General features: G+C 64.1%; 14 protein-coding genes. 6 read left to right on the forward strand and 8 right to left on the reverse strand.

Annotation, left to right across the window (positions count from 1 at the left end):
- Positions 1-94: 94 nt before the first annotated feature.
- Entirely contained in the window at positions 95-1528 is a 1434-nt protein-coding gene (locus tag ACSSV3_RS04855) for a porin (RefSeq protein ID WP_454184766.1), read from the forward strand.
- 25 nt (positions 1529-1553) lie between these two features.
- Here the strand turns inward: ACSSV3_RS04855 and ACSSV3_RS04860 are convergent, their stop codons facing one another.
- Together ACSSV3_RS04860 and ACSSV3_RS04865 are read right to left on the reverse strand one after the other, a co-directional pair.
- Positions 1554-3329, reverse strand: coding sequence for a DEAD/DEAH box helicase (locus ACSSV3_RS04860; protein WP_354322588.1), 1776 nt, complete (start codon positions 3327-3329; stop codon positions 1554-1556).
- A 171-nt stretch (positions 3330-3500) separates the two neighbouring features.
- On the reverse strand, positions 3501-3761 hold the full coding sequence (locus tag ACSSV3_RS04865) for a hypothetical protein (RefSeq protein ID WP_354322590.1): 261 nt from the start codon (positions 3759-3761) through the stop codon (positions 3501-3503).
- Here ACSSV3_RS04865 and ACSSV3_RS04870 point away from each other — a divergent pair.
- Complete coding sequence (locus tag ACSSV3_RS04870) at positions 3754-3915, forward strand: hypothetical protein (RefSeq protein ID WP_454184758.1); 162 nt, start codon at positions 3754-3756, stop codon at positions 3913-3915. The two genes, ACSSV3_RS04865 and ACSSV3_RS04870, sit on opposite strands and share 8 nt — an antisense overlap.
- Before the next feature lie 12 nt (positions 3916-3927).
- Here the strand turns inward: ACSSV3_RS04870 and ACSSV3_RS04875 are convergent, their stop codons facing one another.
- Both ACSSV3_RS04875 and ACSSV3_RS04880 read right to left on the reverse strand, forming a co-directional pair.
- Entirely contained in the window at positions 3928-4953 is a 1026-nt protein-coding gene (locus ACSSV3_RS04875; protein ID WP_354322592.1) for a LacI family DNA-binding transcriptional regulator, read from the reverse strand.
- Between the two features lie 2 nt (positions 4954-4955).
- Entirely contained in the window at positions 4956-6284 is a 1329-nt protein-coding gene (locus ACSSV3_RS04880; RefSeq protein WP_354322594.1) for an MFS transporter, read from the reverse strand.
- Between the two features lie 176 nt (positions 6285-6460).
- Here ACSSV3_RS04880 and ACSSV3_RS04885 point away from each other — a divergent pair, with 176 nt between their 5' ends.
- The 3 genes from ACSSV3_RS04885 (at position 6461) to ACSSV3_RS04895 (ending at position 10955) form a co-directional block, all read left to right on the forward strand.
- Positions 6461-8926, forward strand: coding sequence for a TonB-dependent receptor domain-containing protein (locus ACSSV3_RS04885; RefSeq protein WP_354322596.1), 2466 nt, complete (start codon positions 6461-6463; stop codon positions 8924-8926).
- Between the two features lie 86 nt (positions 8927-9012).
- Positions 9013-10098: a glycoside hydrolase family 68 protein gene (locus tag ACSSV3_RS04890; protein ID WP_354322597.1), complete on the forward strand. Its 1086-nt coding sequence runs from the start codon at positions 9013-9015 to the stop codon at positions 10096-10098.
- Positions 10095-10955, forward strand: coding sequence for an ROK family protein (locus tag ACSSV3_RS04895; RefSeq protein WP_354322599.1), 861 nt, complete (start codon positions 10095-10097; stop codon positions 10953-10955). Before ACSSV3_RS04890 ends, ACSSV3_RS04895 begins: the two co-directional genes overlap by 4 nt.
- Here ACSSV3_RS04895 and eda read toward each other — a convergent pair.
- The 4 genes from eda to ACSSV3_RS04915 all read right to left on the reverse strand — a co-directional run bounded on the left by eda (position 10947) and on the right by ACSSV3_RS04915 (position 16183).
- The gene (eda, locus tag ACSSV3_RS04900) at positions 10947-11558 is read right to left on the reverse strand and encodes a bifunctional 4-hydroxy-2-oxoglutarate aldolase/2-dehydro-3-deoxy-phosphogluconate aldolase (RefSeq protein ID WP_354322600.1); all 612 of its coding nucleotides are present in this window, start codon (positions 11556-11558) and stop codon (positions 10947-10949) included. The two genes, ACSSV3_RS04895 and eda, sit on opposite strands and share 9 nt — an antisense overlap.
- 2 nt (positions 11559-11560) lie before the next feature.
- Positions 11561-13372: a phosphogluconate dehydratase gene (gene edd / locus ACSSV3_RS04905; protein ID WP_354322602.1), complete on the reverse strand. Its 1812-nt coding sequence runs from the start codon at positions 13370-13372 to the stop codon at positions 11561-11563.
- On the reverse strand, positions 13365-14804 hold the full coding sequence (zwf, locus tag ACSSV3_RS04910; protein WP_354322604.1) for a glucose-6-phosphate dehydrogenase: 1440 nt from the start codon (positions 14802-14804) through the stop codon (positions 13365-13367). Before zwf ends, edd begins: the two co-directional genes overlap by 8 nt.
- An 89-nt stretch (positions 14805-14893) precedes the next feature.
- Positions 14894-16183 (reverse strand): sugar MFS transporter, encoded by a 1290-nt coding sequence (locus ACSSV3_RS04915; protein WP_354322605.1) that lies wholly within the window; start codon positions 16181-16183, stop codon positions 14894-14896.
- A gap of 138 nt (positions 16184-16321) precedes the next feature.
- Between ACSSV3_RS04915 and ACSSV3_RS04920 the strand changes: the two genes are divergently transcribed.
- Positions 16322-17356 carry a LacI family DNA-binding transcriptional regulator gene (locus ACSSV3_RS04920; RefSeq protein ID WP_354322607.1) on the forward strand — a complete coding sequence of 345 codons (1035 nt, stop codon included), beginning with the start codon at positions 16322-16324 and terminating at the stop codon, positions 17354-17356.
- The last annotated feature ends 18 nt before the right edge of the window (positions 17357-17374 follow it).

A 17374-nucleotide genomic window follows, 5' to 3' on the forward strand; every position in this document is an offset into this window, starting at 1 on the left:
CGCAGGTGCTCACGCTTTGGTGGGCGTTTGCCAAAGGCTGTTGTCGATGCCGTTTGCGGTTCGGAATATTGGTGTGAGTGTTCTGGCTTTGGCGATGGCGGCAGGTGCCCATGCGCCGGTGCTAGCCCAATCCAACGCTGCTGCCGAAGCGGGCGAGGCCGATCAGGCCCGAACCATCGCCGATCTTCAGCGCCAGATTGATGAATTGAAGGCGGTGGTTGAACAGTTGAAAGCGGCGCAAGTGGCGACCGGACCTGCGCCCGAACCCGCCGGCACGGCGCTGGCGCAGCAGCAGCCTGTCCAGCAGGCAGTCAACCCGACTCAGCCGACTCCAGTTCTGGCACAGGTCGAAGCCCCCACCCGCGCCGCTGCGCCAACGCGCAAGGCCTGGTATGAAAAGCTGTCCCTGCGCGGCTACACCCAGATGCGGATAAACGAGATCGTTTCCGGCGATTCGACCGCACCTGCGGGTGTTTCGCGCCTGCGCACGATCGGCGATAGCGGCGTTCGCGATAACAGCAATTTCAGCCTGCGCCGCGTCCGCCTTGCGGTGCAGGGCGACGTCAACGACCATGTCTCGATCTACCTCCAGCCCGATTTCGCCGTTGCGGTATCCAACCAGACAGCGGGTGAGCGGCGCGAGGGGTTTGTGCAGTTGCGCGATGCCTATGCCGACGTGTTCCCGACCGGCGACAAGTCGTTCCGTATCCGGCTTGGCCAGGCGAAAGTGCCCTATGGCTGGGAGAACCTGCAATCGTCGTCCAACCGCCTCGCGCTGGATCGGACGGACGCGATCAACAGCGCCGTTCCGGGGGAGCGCGATGTGGGGATCGCCGCCTATTACACCCCGCCTCAGGTGCGCAAGATCTGGGATCGCTTGTCAGCCGATGGGCAGAAACTTTTCGGCAATTACGGCGCGTTCGGGCTGGGCGTGTTCAACGGACAGGGCACCAACCGCACCGAAACCAATGATAGTGTGATGACTGTGGCGCTGGCCACCTGGCCGTTTGAACTTGATGGTCTGGGGCTTGATGGGCAGGTGCTGGAACTGGGCGGATCGGCGATCCGCAACCGTTTCAACCCAGAACTGCGCAGCGGCGGGGTCAGCCCTGTCAGTTTCAAAGACAATCGCGCCGGGGTGCACGCGGTGCTGTATCCGCAGCCTATCGGTCTGCAGGTCGAATGGAACTGGGGCACCGGGCCGGAATTTGATCCGGCGACCGGGCAGATCGAACAACGTTCGCTCAATGGCGGCTATGTGCAGGCGATGGGGCGGGTCAAGCAGTCACCGCTCGGGCCGTTCTATCCCTTCGCGCGGTGGCAATATTATCGTGGCGGCTTCAAGGGCGCGGTCAATGCCCCCCGGCTGGAAACCGAGGAGCTGGAACTGGGTCTCGAATTCCTGCCAACTTCGGCGCTGGAACTGACCGCGACCTATGGCTGGGCATCGCGCAAGGAAGCCGACGAACGCCGGTTAGGGCAGGCTGACGGCCAGATCCTGCGGTTGCAGGCGCAGTGGAATTACTAATACCGGCGCGCTGGCATAGCGCGCTTTAGCCGCGACCCGTGGGTTTTGGCTTTGGCTTTGGCTTTGGCCTGCCATGCGCTGGGGCGTGGGGTTTGGCCTGTGCGCCCGCATGGGGCTTGGGCTTGAACGGGCGTGCCTGCGCGGGGCCGTTGGGTTTGCCGCGCTTGGCATTTTCGCGCGCGGCCATGCGCGGCGGTTCGGTGGAGGGGGCAATCGCGACATAACCGCCGTCCTCCTCGTTTCCGGCGGTTGCCACAATCGCTTCGGCAAATTTGCCTGCAATCGCGCGCGGCACCTGGAAAAAAGTTTCCTGCTGGCCGATGCGGATCGCGCCGATTTCGTTGCGGGTGATGTGACCGCGGCGGCAGATCAGCGGCATCACCCAGCGCGGATCGGCGTTCTGGCGGCGGCCGATATCCATCTTGAACCAAACCGTATCTTCAAATCCGGGGCGGTGTTTATCCTGATGCGCGCTACGCTGCGCTTCGACCGAGGCGGCGAGCAGTTCTTCGGGTTCGGGCATCGACGCGCGGTGCGCCTGCACAAGCATCGCGGCGATTTCCTGCGGTGAGCGGGTTTCGAGCAGCTTGTCCGCCAATTCGCGGTCGCCATCGGTCACTTCGACCGGCTGCATCAGCTTGTCGAGCAGCCGCACCCGGTCTTGGGCAATGATCGCATCACGATCAGGCGCGGTGGTCCATTCGGCGTTGATCTTGGCATGGCGCAGCATCGATTCGATCCGCTTGCGGCGCGGGTAGGGGACGATGATGACCGCCACGCCTTTCTTGCCCGCGCGCCCGGTGCGGCCCGAACGGTGCTGCAGGGTTTCGGCATCGCGGGGGATTTCGACATGGACGACCAGGCTGAGCGACGGCAGATCGATCCCGCGCGCGGCCACATCGGTCGCCACGCAAACGCGGGCGCGGCGGTCGCGCAGCGCCTGCAACGCCTGATTGCGTTCCTGCTGCGAATGTTCGCCCGACAGTGCGACCACGCCGAACCCGCGTTCCTGCAAGGTGGCATGGAGGTGGCGCACATTTTCGCGCGTCGCACAGAACAACATCGCGGTTTCCGCCTCGTGGAAACGCAGCAGGTTGACCACCGCGTTTTCAATCTCTGACGGTGAAACGGTGACCGCCTGATAGGCAATATCGCCATGCCCACGCTCGCTGCCGGCGGTGGAGATGCGCAGGGCGTTCTTCTGGTAACGCCGGGCCAGTGCCTCGATCGGGCGCGGCATGGTCGCCGAAAACATCAGCATCCGCCGTGTTTCGGGGGTGGCATCGAGGATTTCTTCCAGCTCTTCGCGGAACCCCATGTCGAGCATTTCGTCGGCTTCATCGAGCACCACGACCGCTAGCGATGACAGGTCGAGCGCACCGCGTTCCAGATGATCGCGCAGCCGCCCCGGCGTGCCGACAACTATGGTCGCCCCGGCTTGCAGCGCGCGGCGTTCGACCTGCGGGCTCATGCCGCCGACGCAGGTGGCGATGCGCGCACCGGCGGCCTTGTAAAGCCAGTCAAGCTCGCGCGCGACCTGCAACGCGAGTTCGCGGGTCGGCGCAATCACCAGTGCCAGCGGCGCGCGCGCGGGCGGCACCCGGCCATTATCGCCCAGCACCTGTTCGGCAAAGGCAAGGCCAAACGCCACGGTTTTGCCCGAACCGGTCTGCGCCGACACCACCAGATCGCGCCCATGCGCTTCGGGTTCCAGCACGGCGGTTTGCACCGGGGTGAGCGCTTCGTAGCCGCGCTGGGTCAGGGCCTCGGCAAGGCCAGCGGGAAGATCGGGAAATGGCATGGAAAAAGGCTTTCAGGCGAGTGCGCGCGCCAAGGGCAGGGGCACAAAGGAATGTGAAATCGACCGAGCAAGAACGGGGCGCTTGGCCCGTTCGCGGGTGCGTCGATGCGCGGCCCATACACGTTTGCAGGCGGTTTGGCTTGCGTTTAATTATACGGGCGCGGGCAGGGGTCAATCAGGCGCGGCGGCGGCCAGCATATCGATCAGATTGCGCGCGGCTTCACGGTCTTCCTCATGCGCGAAGGCAATGTCGAGATCGGGCGCATCGCCCAGCACCATCAACAGCGTCCACAGGGCAAAGCGCTGCCCGCGATCCTGCACCATGCCGAAATCCACCCGCATCCGCTCCACCCCGGCGGGCAGCGCAGCGGGCGCGACCTCGGCCAGATCGCGGGTGCCGAAATAACGTTGCAACAGGTCAGCCATGTCCATGACGGGGGCTTTATCGCAGCATTGCCCGCTTGGCTATCGGGTCATCGGGCGCTCAGAACGACTGCACCATTTGCAAGGGCATTTCATCGGGCGGCCACTGACTGCCGCAGATCTGGCCGCGCTGGTCAGCCAGCCTGAACCTGTCGCCGCCTGAAGGCCGCCAGCGTCAGGCGGTTTGCCGCACCACCAGTTGCGGGGGCAACACCAGGCTTTCGGTCTGTTCCCCGGCCAGCCGCCGCAGCAGCAGGTCAACCAGCCCGCGCGCGCCGGCCGCGATGTCCTGCTTGACCGTGGTCAGCAGCGGCACGGTATGCGACGCGATCGGCAGATCATCGAACCCGATCAGCTTGATGTCACCCGGCACCGCCACTCCGCGTGTCCGCAGGGCCGTGAGGCATAGCGCCGCAAGCGTGTCGGTCGCAGCAAAGATCCCGTCGATCCGGCCCATGACGGTGTCAAGATGGCGGGCAATTTCATCGCTCGCTCGCTCGGGGGAAAGGTGGGTCGGCAGTTCGATAATTGGCGGCAGGCCCATGCGCCGCGCGACATCTTCGGCGCCGGCAAAGCGCGCGGCGAATTCGATCGCGGTGGTGTCGCCCAGAAACGCCAGCCGCTGCGCTCCGGCAGCGATCAGGCGTTCAGCCGCCTGCCTGCCGCCCAGCCGGTTATCGGTGCCGACCACGCAATGGCGCTGGCCTTCGGCATGATTGCCCCACACCACCATCGGGCCATAGCCATCGGCGACCTCCTCGATCCGGTCGAACTGATCGGACTGACCGATCACGATCACCCCGTCGATCATGCCTGATCCGATGAACCGGTCGAGCCAGTCGGCGTCGTCCTTGGGCACCACGCGCCGCAGCATCAGGTCATAACCTCTGAGCGTAAGTTCATCGGCAAGGAAGCCGAGCAGGGTCATGAAGAAGGTGTCGGAAATCTGCTGGCGGGTGTCATGCCCCAGCGGGATGACCACCCCGATCACCCCGGTTTTCTGGCGGCGCAGCCCGCTCGCCATCTGGTTGGGGCGGAACCCGTGTTCGCGGGCAATCGCTTCGATCTTCTCGCGGGTTTTGGCGTTGACCAGGCTCTTGCCCGCCAGCGCGCGCGATACCGTTCCGGGCGATACCCCGGCCAGCCGTGCCAGATCGGTGATGGTGCGCACTGCGGTGCGCGCCGTTCTGTCCTCGCCCATGTCTAGCTTGCCACCAGCCCCTGTTCGCGCGGGCGGCGGTGCCCGGCATCGACCCGCAGCGTAGCTATCGCGCCAGCCAGCATCAAGACGCCGCCCAGCATCAGCACATTGCGCGGATCGCCGCCCAGCAGCGGGCGATAGATCAGCGGCATGGTGAGCGTCTGGATCAGCATCGGGATGACGATGAACAGGTTGAAAATGCCCATGTAAATGCCGTTTCGCGCCGGGGGGATGCAATCGGCCAGCATCACATAGGTGTTGCCCATCATCCCCGCCCAGCCAATCCCGATGCCCAGCATCAGCACAAACAGCGCCGCAGGCGTGCTGGCGCCAGGGATCATCAGCATCGCCGCGCCCGATGCGGCGAGGCACACCGCATGGACGTGCCGCGCCCCGAACCGCGCCACCACCGGGATCAGCGCCAATGCGCCCAGAAACGCGATGAAATTATACAAGGCACCCGCCTGCTGGGTGGTCAGCGTGGCTTCACGAAAGGCGGCGCTGGCAGGCGCGCTAGTATTGTAGATGCTGCGCCCCACGGCAAAGGTGATATATTGCCAGTATGCGAACATCGCATACCATTGGCACAGCATCGCGGCGGCAAGCTGGCGCATCGGGCGCGGCATATCGCGGATGGCGGAACCAATGTCAGCAAAGGTGGCGCGCACGGTCAGCGGTTTGGCCTCCAGATCAGCCAATTGTTCGGGCGACAGCGGCAGTTCGCGCACCCGGAATACCGACCACACAATGGTCGATATCGACAGGATCGCCCCGATGATGAAGGCAATCCGCACGATCACCGGAATGCCATTGGCGTCGAGCACATCGCGCGCCACGAACGCGGTCAGCAGGCTCGGCGCGAGATAGGACAGCGTCTGCGCAAGCCCGGTAAAGGCGCTCTGGGTCAGGAACCCGACCGAACGCTGGCTCGCCTTGAGCCGGTCGGCAACATAGGCGCGGTATGGCTCCATCGTGATGTTGTTGCCCGCGTCGAGGATCCACAGCAGGCTGGCTGCCATCCACAACGTGCTGGAATAGGGCATGGCGAACAGCGCCAGCGAACAGATCACCGCGCCGATCAGGAAATAGGGCGTGCGGCGGCCCAGCCGGGTGTTGGTGCGGTCGCTCATCGCGCCGACAATCGGCTGGATGATCAACCCGGTCATCGGGCCTGCCAGCCACAACAGCGGCATGGTTGCCTCGTCCGCGCCAAGAAAGCCGTAGATCGGCCCCATATTGGCCTGTTGCAGCCCGAAACTGAATTGCAGCCCGAAGAAGCCGATATTCATTTCGATGATTCGCAGCAGCGAAAGCCGGGGCTTTTCCGTCATATGCGCCTGTCCGATCCTCTTGTCCGCACGGATCTGTCGCCGCGCTGTGACATGGAAGTGACACGTTTCCCGGTAAAATGCAAACGTTTGCAAGATTCCTGTTGCAAACGTTTGCAATGGGCGTAGTCATGAACGTGTCGGCGCCACAGAAGCGCGAATTCGAGAGGAGACTACCCATGAAATTGCGTATCGCGCTTTGTGCAAGTGCAGCCCTGTGTGCCATCGCCAGTCCGGCTGTGGCGCAGGATAATCTCGCTGATGAAACGGCTGAGACCCAAGGCAACGAAATCATCGTCACCGCGGTTGCGCGCGGCCAGAACCGGATCGAAAGTTCGGTTTCGGTCAGCACCATCGGCGCGGACACCATCGCCAATCTTGGTTCGCCGTCTTCGGCTGACCTGATCCGCCAGATCCCCGGCATCCGTTCCGAAGCATCGGGCGGTGAAGGCAACGCCAACATCGCGGTGCGCGGCATCCCGGTATCAACCGGCGGGGCACGCTATATCCAGTTGCAGGAAGATGGCCTGCCGATCCTTGAATTCGGCGACATCATCTTCGGCAATGCCGATAACTTCCTGCGCGCCGATCGTTCTGTCGCCCGCGTCGAAGCGGTGCGCGGCGGCTCGGCCTCGACCTTCGCCTCGAACGCGCCGGGGGCGGTGATCAACTTCATCTCCAAGACCGGCCAGCAGGAAGGCGGCGCGATTCAGGGCAGTGTCGGGCTGGATTTTGAAAGCTACCGGCTCGATTTCGATTACGGCGCGCCGCTGGCTGATGACCTCTATTTCCATGTCGGCGGCTTCTACCGCACCGGCGAAGGCCCGCGCGATATCGGGTTCAACGGTTATGATGGCGGCCAGATCAAGGCCAATATCACCAAGGAATTCGATGGCGGCTATATCCGCTTTTCGGCCAAGTATCTGGATGATCGCACCCCGACCATTCTGCCGCAGCCGGTATTTGTGGGCGGGACTGACGCCAGCCCGGATTTCAACGCGATCCCCGGCTTCAACCCGCGCCGGGATTCGCTGCTCAGCCCGTTCCTGACCCCGGCGGTGACGCTGGATGGCAACAACAACCCCGCCAGCTTTGATTTCCGCGACGGGCTTTCGGTCGAAAGCTTCGCCTTCGGGATCGAAAGCGAGATCGACGTGGGTGGCGGGTGGACGCTGACCAACCGGTTCCGGTTTGCGGACAATTCGGGCAGCTTCCAATCGCCCTTCCCGGCGAGCGCCGACACCGCGCAGAATGTTGCCGACGCCATCGGCGGCGCGGGTTCGACGATCGAATTTGCCTCTGGCCCCAACACCGGCGCGGTCGCCAATGCGGCCAATATCGGCGGCAACGGGTTGCTCACCAATGTGGTGGTGTTCAACGTCCGGCTCAACAGCCTCGACAACATCACCAATGATTTTCGGGTGAACAAGGAATTCGATTTCAGCGGCGGTTCGGCCAATTTCACCACCGGCTTCTACCTGTCGCGCCAGACCATTGATACCGACTGGCTGTGGACGTCACACGTCCAGACCGTGCAGGGCAATGGTGAGGCGGTGCTGGTCGATATCCGCGATGTGAATGGAGATCTCGTCACGCAGAACGGCACGGTCGGGTTCGGCGCAAGCTTCTTCGGCAATTGCTGCCGCCGCAATTATGATGTCGATTACAGCACCTACGCACCCTTCGCGTCGCTTTCGCTGGAACTTGACCGACTGACGCTCGATGGCAGCATCCGTTATGACTTTGGCGATGCCGATGGCACGATCACCGGGGCTGACAGCGGCTTTGGCATCGGGCTGACCAGCTTTGATTTCGATAATGACGGCGTGATCAGCCCGGCTGAGGCGCAGACCAGCGTGCTCCCGCTCGGCAGTGCGCGTCCGGTCAATTACAACTTCGATTATTTCAGCTTCTCGCTCGGCGCGAATTACCTGCTGACCGATGATCTGGGCGTCTTTGCGCGTTACAGCCAGGGCGGCCGTCACACCGCCGACCGCAGCCTGTTTTCGCCCGCAGTCAGCGCGGTCGATGGCAGCCTGCCGGGCGGCGATTCCGGGGTGATTGCCAAGGTCGATCAGCTTGAAGCGGGGCTGAAATATCAGGCCAACGGATTGTCGGTATTTGCCACCGGCTTCTATGCTGAAACATCGGAAACCAATGTCGATATTGCCCCGGTGGTGCTGTTCGATACCGAGTTTGAGGCTTACGGTGTCGAACTCGAAGCTGCATACCGCATGGGCGGTTTCACCCTGTCAGGCGGCGCGACCTGGACCGATGCGGAAATCAAGGATGCGCTTGACCTCACCGTCATCGGCAACACGCCGCGGCGTCAGGCTGATCTGGTCTATCAGGCGACCGCGCAATATGATGCCGATCTGTTCACGCTGGGCGCGAATGTGGTGGGCACCACCAACAGCTTCACGCAGGATTCAAACCAGTTGAAGCTGCCCGGATTTACGCAGGTGAATGCGTTTGTCGCGGTGCGCCCGGTTGACCGGATCGAAATCGGGCTTAACGCGCAGAACCTGTTCAATTCCAACGGGTTCACCGAAGCGGAAGAAGGCGCAATCCCCGGCAACAACATCGTGCGTGCGCGCTCGATTGCGGGCCGGACGGTGCTGGCTTCGGTGCGGTTCGACTTCTGATCCACACCATCGCAAACGGGCTGGCCGCCAACTCTCCCGGTGGCCAGCCCGGTTTTTTGATTCAAGATTTGGGATAAGCTGCTGCCATGACGACAGCCTGGACCGCGGAGCACGTGCGCCAGATTACGCCGGGCGCTGCGGCGTTGATCCCGCCGATTATCGCGCCGGATTACTCGCGGCTTGATCCCGCGCGGCTCTATTGGGATATGTGGCCGGTGCAGGACGCGCACGGCCAGCCCGCCACCATCGCCGGGCGCGCGCTATGGATGGCCCTGACCGCGCCTGACAGGGGCGATCCGGGGCTGCGCCACTTCGAAGCGAAGATACACCTGATCGAACGGCGAGAAGGTGAATGGCTGGATCTTGGCCCGGTCCTCCCTGATTTTGATGTGCCATACGAACGCGAATGGGCAGGATCGGCGCTGTTTGATGACGGGGTGATGACGCTGTTCCTCACCGCCGCCGGCACCGCCGCAAAGGCCGGGGGCTATCAACAGCAGCTTTGGCAGGCGAGCGCGGCGGTAGGGGCCGATGGCCTGCCGGGCGAATGGAGCTTTCCCACCCCGTGTTTTGATAATTACGGCGCAGATTACATGCCCGCCGATGCCCATGATGGCGCACCCGGCATGATCAAGGCGTTCCGCGATCCGGCCTATTTCCGCGATCCGGCGGACGGCACCGAATACCTCGCCTTCACCGCGTCGCTGGCCGGGTCTGACAACGCGTTCAACGGTGCGTTCGGATTGGCGCGCAGGGATGCGTCAGGGTGGGTGTTGATCCCGCCTTGCCTCCATGCAGACGGCGTCAATAATGAGCTGGAGCGCGCGCATCTGGTGTTTCACGGCGGGCATTACTATGCCTTCTGGTCAACGCAGACAGGGACATTCGCACCCGAATTGCGCCATGCGCCGGGGGGGCTTTACGGGATGGTGGCGACATCGATGCAGGGGCCGTGGAAGCCGTTGAACGGCACCGGGCTGGTGCTTGCCAACCCGGCCGACCGCCCGCTGCAGAGCTATAGCTGGTTCGTCGATGCCAGCCTGACGGTGTGTTCCTTTGTCGATATGCTGCCCGATGGCGGTTTTGGCGGCGTGCCCGCGCCGTTGTTGCAGCTGGAACTGGATGGCGAGCGCGCGGCGCTGCGCGCGGTGCAATCACAAGGGGTCGCATGATGCTGGGCGGGATCGAGGCGGGCGGCACCAAATTTGTGCTGGCGGTGGGTTCTGCGCCTGATGCGATCAGCGCCCGCCACACCATCCCCACCCGCGATCCGGCCACGACGCTGGCCGAGGCGGCGGCGTGGTTCAAGACGCAGGGCGCGATCACAGCGCTGGGGATCGGCAGTTTCGGCCCGGTTGAACTTGACGCAGGCAGCCCACGCTGGGGCTTCATCACCAACACGCCCAAACCGGGCTGGGCCGATTGCGACATTGCCGGGTTCTTTGCAGGCAAGCTTGGCGTGCCGGTCGGCTTCGATACCGACGTGAACGCCGCCGCGCTGGCCGAATATGTGGCGGCCGGGGGGCAGGGCGGCAGCCTCGCCTACCTTACCATCGGCACCGGCATCGGCGGCGGACTGGTGCTGGATGGCGAGCCGGTGCATGGCATCGCGCATCCGGAAATGGGCCACATCTACCCGCGCCGCCACGCGGATGACCGCGACTTTGCCGGGATATGCCCGCATCATGGCGATTGTCTGGAAGGCCTTGCCAGCGGCCCCGCGATTGCCGCACGCTGGGGCAAGTCATTATCGCAATTGCCCGCGGATCACCCCGGCCATGCGATCATCGCCGACTATATCGCGCAGGCCTGCCATATGCTGTTCGCGAGCATCGCGGTGGGCGAAGTGGTGATCGGCGGCGGCGTGGCGAACACGCCCGGTCTGATCGAGCGGGTGGCTGATCGCGCACGGGAACTCGATGCGGGCTATCTGCCCGGCGGCCCGCGCCACCGCATCATCCGCCCGCGACGCGGCGCAGACGCCGGGATTATCGGCGCGCTGATGCTGGCGAAAGGTGTCTCAGCCTAAGCCGTAAGCGGCCTTTGCCATCGCTTCGATTGCTGCCTTGTCAGGCGCGCCCTTGGGAGACACCCAGCTTCCGCCAACGCACAGCACCGGATCGAAGGTGAGCCATTCGGCGGCATTGTCCGGCCCGATCCCGCCGGTGGGGCAGAACCGGCACTGACCAAACGGCGCGGCCAGCGCCTTTAACGCGGGCAAGCCGCCCGCCGCCATCGCGGGGAAGAACTTGAACCGGGTCAGCCCCATGTCCAGCCCGCGCATGATGTCACCGGCATTGGCGATGCCGGGCAGGAACGGGACACCGCTGGCAATCGCCGCCCTGCCCAATGGCTCGGTCAGGCCGGGGGAAACGATAAACTCGCTCCCCGCCGCCAGCGCCGCGTCCAGTTCTGCCGGGTTGGTGACGGTGCCCGCGCCGACAATCGCGCCGGGAACCTGTTTCATCGCGGTAATCGCGGGCAGCGCCGCCGGGGTGCGCAAGGTGACTTCGAGCACGCGCAATCCGCCTGCCACCAATGCCTCGGCCAGCGGCACCGCGTGGGCGACATCGTCAATCACGATCACCGGGATCACCGGGGCGATGCGCATCAAGTCATCAATCGTGGCCATCGTCAGATTCCCCCGGTGGCGAGCATCGCGCTCGCGCCTTGTTCGGCCCCATCGGCAAAGCGGCGCATCATCCCGAACAATTCGCGCCCCGTGCCCATGTCGGCGCGCGGATCGGGCACCGGATCGCGGGCCGAAAGATCGGCGGTGGTCGAAAGCTCACCCGTGACCGCGCAGACCTTGACCACATCGCCATCGCGCAGGCGCGCCAGCGGGCCGCCACCCAATGCTTCGGGCGTGCAGTGGATCGCGGCGGGCACCTTGCCGCTCGCCCCCGACATTCGCCCATCGGTGACGAGCGCCACGCGGAATCCGCGATCCTGCAACACGCCCAATGGCGGGGTGAGCGAATGCAGTTCGGGCATTCCGTTGGCGCGCGGGCCCTGGAACCGCACCACCACCACCACATCGCGGTCAAGCTCGCCCGCCTTGAACGCAGCCGAAACGGCGGCCTGATCGGCAAACACGCGGCACGGCGCCTCGATTGTCCAGCGTTCGCGATCAATCGCCGAGGTTTTGATGCAGGCGCGCCCCAGATTGCCGGTCAGCAACCGCATTCCGCCATCGGGCTTGAACGGGTCAGACACCGGGCGCAGCATCGTATCATCGCCCGCCGCGCCCACTTCGCGCCACGTCAGTTCTTCGCCATCAAGGCCGGGTTCGCGCGCATAGTCGCTGAGATCGCTACGCCCCACGGTCAGGATATCGCGGTGGGCAAGGCCCGCTTCGATCAGCTCGCCAATCACATAGCCCATGCCGCCCGCCGCGTGGAACTGGTTCACATCGCCCGATCCATTGGGATAGACCTGCGCGATCAGCGGGACGACCGATGACAGCGCCGACAGATCATCCCAGTCAAACACGATCCCCGCCGCGCGTGCCATCGCGGGAAGGTGGATCGCGTGGTTGGTCGATCCGCCGGTCGCCAGCAGGCCAACCGCGGCGTTGATGATCGCCTTTTCATCGACGCAGCGGCCCAGCGGGCGGTAATCATTGCCCTTGCGCCCCAGCGCGGCGACACGGTGCACCGCTTCACGGTCAAGCGCCTGACGCAATTGCGTGCCGGGCTGGATGAAGGCGCTGCCCGGAATGTGCAGCCCCATCATCTCCATCATCATCTGATTGGAATTGGCGGTGCCGAAAAAGGTGCAGGTGCCGGGCGAATGGTAACTGCCCATTTCGCTGGCCAGCAGTTCGGCGCGGGTCGCCTTGCCTTCGGCATACAGCTGGCGGACGCGCTGCTTTTCCTTGTTGGGAATGCCGCTGGGCATCGGGCCGCTGGGGACGAAGATGGTCGGCAGGTGTCCGAACCGCAGCGCCCCGATCAGCAATCCGGGCACGATCTTGTCGCAGATGCCGAGCATCAGCGCGCCATCATACATCGCATGGCTGAGGCCGACGGCGGCGGACAGCGCAATCACATCGCGGCTGAACAGCGACAATTCCATGCCGCTTTCGCCCTGTGTCACCCCGTCGCACATCGCCGGGGTGCCGCCCGCCACCTGCGCCGTGGCACCGATTTCGCGGGCGTAAATCTTCAGCCGATCGGGATAGCGGCCATAGGGCTGATGGGCGGACAGCATATCATTATAGGCGGTGATGATCCCGATATTCGCGCCCTTGCCCGCAACCAGCGCGGCCTGATCTTCCACCGCCCCGGCATAGGCATGGGCGAGGTTGGAGCACGATACAGCGCTGCGTTCACCCATATTATCGGCTTCGCGCGCGATCAGATCGAGATAGGCGGCGCGGCTGGAGCGGGAGTTTTCGATAACCCGCTGGGTGACGCGGTGAAGCGTGTCGTTGAGATCATTCATGCCACGTTACTCCGTCGCGTTCCGCCAGCGCGATGGCGGCGCTTGGCCCCCAGCTTCCGGCGGTATAGGTTTTTGGCGTCAGGCCTTCTTCTTCCCAGCCAGCGCGGATTGCGTCGATCCAGTCCCACTGCGCTTCCACCTCGTCGCGGCGCACGAATAGGGTCTGATCACCCTCAATCAGATCGAGCAGCAGGCGTTCATAGGCAATCCGCCGCACCGCGCCGCTGAATGCATCCTGCATCGCGATATTGAGCGGCACCTGCCGCAGACGGATGCCTTCGCGGTCCAGCCCCGGCACCTTGGCCATCAGCGACAAGGTGATGTTTTCTTCCGGCTGAATGCCGATCACTAGCTGGTTGGGCTGCATCGTTGCGCCTTTTCCGGCGAAAATGCTGTGCGGCACACTGCGGAACTGGATGACGATTTCGGTCACGCGCCGGGGCATCCGCTTGCCGGTGCGCAGGTAGAACGGCACGCCCTTCCAGCGCCAGTTATCGACGTGCGCCTTGATCGCGACAAAGGTTTCGGTGTCCGACGGCTTGCCCAATTCATCGTCATAACCCGGCACCGCAGCACCGTTTATGGCACCTGCACGATATTGCCCCGTCACCGTCTCGCCCGCTTCGACGGCGCGTAGCGCGCGCAGCACCTTGACCTTTTCATCGCGCACAGCCGTCGCATCGAAATGCGCGGGCGGCTCCATCGCCACCAGCGCGAGCAATTGCAGCATGTGGTTCTGCACCATGTCGCGGATTGCGCCCGCATCATCATAGAACGCGACGCGGCCTTCCAGCCCGACGGTTTCGGCGACGGTGATCTGCACGTGATCAATATGCGCCGCATTCCACAACGGTTCGAACATCAGATTGGCAAAGCGCAGTGCCAGCAGGTTCTGCACCGTCTCCTTGCCAAGATAGTGATCGATCCGGAAAATGCGGTCTTCGGGGAAGGCGGCGGCGACCGCATCATTGATTTCGCAGCTGGTAACGAGATCGGTGCCGAGCGGCTTTTCAAGGCACATCCGCACATTATCACCTGTCAGCCCGGCGGATTGCAGCCCCTTGATGGTGGGTTCAAACAGGCTCGGCGCGGTCGAGAGGAAGATCGCAAGCCCGCGCGCCGGGGTGCCGACTCTGGCGGCAAGATCGCCATAACCTTCAAGCGTGGTCGCATCGAGCGTCTGGTAGCTGAGGCGGTTGAGGAAATCCGCCATCCGCCCGCGCCGGTCAGCGGGGAGGTATTTCTCCAGCGCCGCGCGCGCGAAGCTGCGATATTCGCTGCTGGTCAGCTGGCTGCGGGCGGTGCCGATAATCTTGAGGTCATCGGCCAGCAAGCCATCGGCATCGAGCGCAAACAGGCTGGGCAGCAGCATCCGTTGGGCAAGGTCGCCCGTGGCTCCGAACAACAGCAGGCGGTCAGCGGTGAAGCTCATGCAGGGCGGCCTTTTTCCTAGAGCCCCCTACCTAGGCGCACGCGGCCGTCGCCGCCACCCCGCGCATACTTATTCAAGTGTGCGCAGGGTCATGCAGGTCGGCGGGCAAAGATCCCGAAGCCCGCAATAATGGCATAGCAAACAGCCGGCAGCACCAGCGCAAACGCCAGGCTGGTGGCATCGGCCAGCGCGCCATAAAGCACCGGCACCACCGCGCCGCCGCAAATGGCGACGTTGATGATCCCCGATCCGTCCGCAGTGCGCGGCCCCAGCTTTTCGCAGGCGAGGCTGAAAATGGTAGGGAACATGATCGCGTTCATCAGACCCACTGCCAGCAGCGAATAGCCTGCGATCACCCCGGTCGAATTGGCCGAAATCGCAATCAACGTGATCGCGCCCGCCGCCACCGTCGCCAGCAACAGGCCGGGGCTGACCATGCGCAGCAGGCCCGAGCCGATAAAGCGCCCCACCAACGCGCCGCCCCAATAGATTGAAATCAGCTGCCCTGCGCCTTGTTCGGGCAGGTTCAGCACGTGCGATTGCATCAGGTAGTTGACGATGAAACTGCCAATCGCGACTTCCGCGCCGACATACAGGAAAATTGACGCCGCGCCGTAGCCAAAGCGCGGGCGCTTGAGCAGGCCAAGCCCTTCGGCAAGGCTGGTGTGTTCGTGCTTTTCACCCTTCAACCGGTTGCGGAACAGCCAGACCACGCCCGCGACCACCGCAAGAGCGGCGGCAAGGCCGAGATAGCCGTTCACGATCGCCTGACTTTCCGCCGTGCGATAGGCGGCCAATTCGGCGCCTGACAATTCGGCGGCGGTGACGCTGGCTAGGCTGCCAAGGATCAGAATCGCGCCGAAATAGGGGAAAATCGTGGTGCCTAGCGAATTGAACGCCTGTGCAAAGGTGAGCCGGCTATGCGTCGTCTTCGCGGGGCCAAGCACGCTGATCAGCGGATTGGCGACAATCTGCACCAGCACCACGCCGGTGGCGAGGATGAAATAGGCCAACAGGAACATCGGGAACAGCGCCGTCTGGCTCGCCGGGATGAACAGCAGGCAGCCTGCCATCATCGTTACAAGCCCGGCCACCGCGCCGCGCATATAGCCCAGCTTCTTGACCAACCGCGCGCCGGGAATGCCGACCACCGCATAGGCGATGAAGAACCAGAACTGCACCAGACTCGCTTCAAAAAAGCTCAGCGTGAACAGTTCTTTCAGCTTGGGGATGATCACATCGTTCAGGCTGGTGATCCCGCCGAAGATGAAGAACAGCGCGAACACGAAATAGTTCAGCCCCGGCGCATCGACCTGCGGTGTATCATCCGCCCCGCTTGCCAACACCTCTGCCGGACTCACGCCTGGTGCAATTGCCATCGCTGCTCTCTCCTGTTGCGAACGTTCTCTCGACGCTCCCGCGCAATCCATGCGCGAGGCCGCTCTACAATTCCAGTGAGAATAGGAATGCACACGCGCGCTTGCACAGGGATATCAACAGGCCGTAGAGGTGCGAGCATGAGCGGAGCATCACGCAGACGGCCAACATCATTCGACGTGGCAGAGCGGGCGGGGGTCAGCCAGCCCACTGTCAGCCGCGCGCTATCCGGATCGCCCGCGATTGCCGAGGCGACCCGGCGCAAGGTGGTCGAGGCTGCCGAGGCGCTCGGTTACTTCGTCGATGAACGCGCCGCGCGGCTGCGGCGCGGATCGACCGGGACGCTCGCGGTGGTCGTCATCTGCCGCGAAGGCGATAGCGCGGCCACTATCAACCCGTTTGCCTACGCGCTGCTCGGCTCTGTCTGCGTCGCCGCGTCGGAACGCGGGTTTGAAACGCTGGTGTCGTTTCAGGCGCGCGCCGAGGCGTTTTTCGGCCACTATCAGGAACAGGGCCGCGCCGATGGTCTGGTGGTGATCGGCACCACCACCAACACCCCCGCATGGGAACATTTCCGCGCGCTTGATGGGGAAGGGCGCAGGGTCGCCTATTGGGGATCGCCGTTTGACGAGCTTGATTGGGTGCGGTCAGACAACCGCGCGGCGGGCAGGCTGGCGGTCGAACATCTGCTGGCCGCAGGCTATCGCCGCCCGTGCTTCCTCGGCGCGCTGAATACGCCGCAGGTGCAGTTTACCGAACGCTATGAAGGCTATGCCGAAGCTATGCGCGCCGCCGGGCTGGAGCCGTGCCTTGCCCCCACCGTCAACGCCGCCAGCCGCGAAGAAGAAGGCCGCCGCGCCGCGCGCCGCCTGATCGAGCGGGGCGATTTCGAACAGGGGGGCGTGGACGCGGTGTTCGCCGCCTGCGATGCGATGGCGCTGGGCGCGATGGAGGCCTTTGCCGCCGCCGATCTGACGGTGCCTGCGGATATGGGGGTGATGGGGTTCGATGATCTGCTGGCGGGCCGCTTCGCCCGTCCGGGGCTGACCACGATTGCCCCCGATCCCGCCGAAGCGGGCGCGGCGCTGGTCGAAGCGGTGCTCGATGAGAACGACGATAATGCCCGCCGCCGGGTGCCGGTATCGCTGATCGCGCGCGGCAGCACGGCGCGTTAAATCCTCCCCCACGGGAGG

Source organism: Porphyrobacter sp. MBR-49 (genome assembly GCF_053628655.1).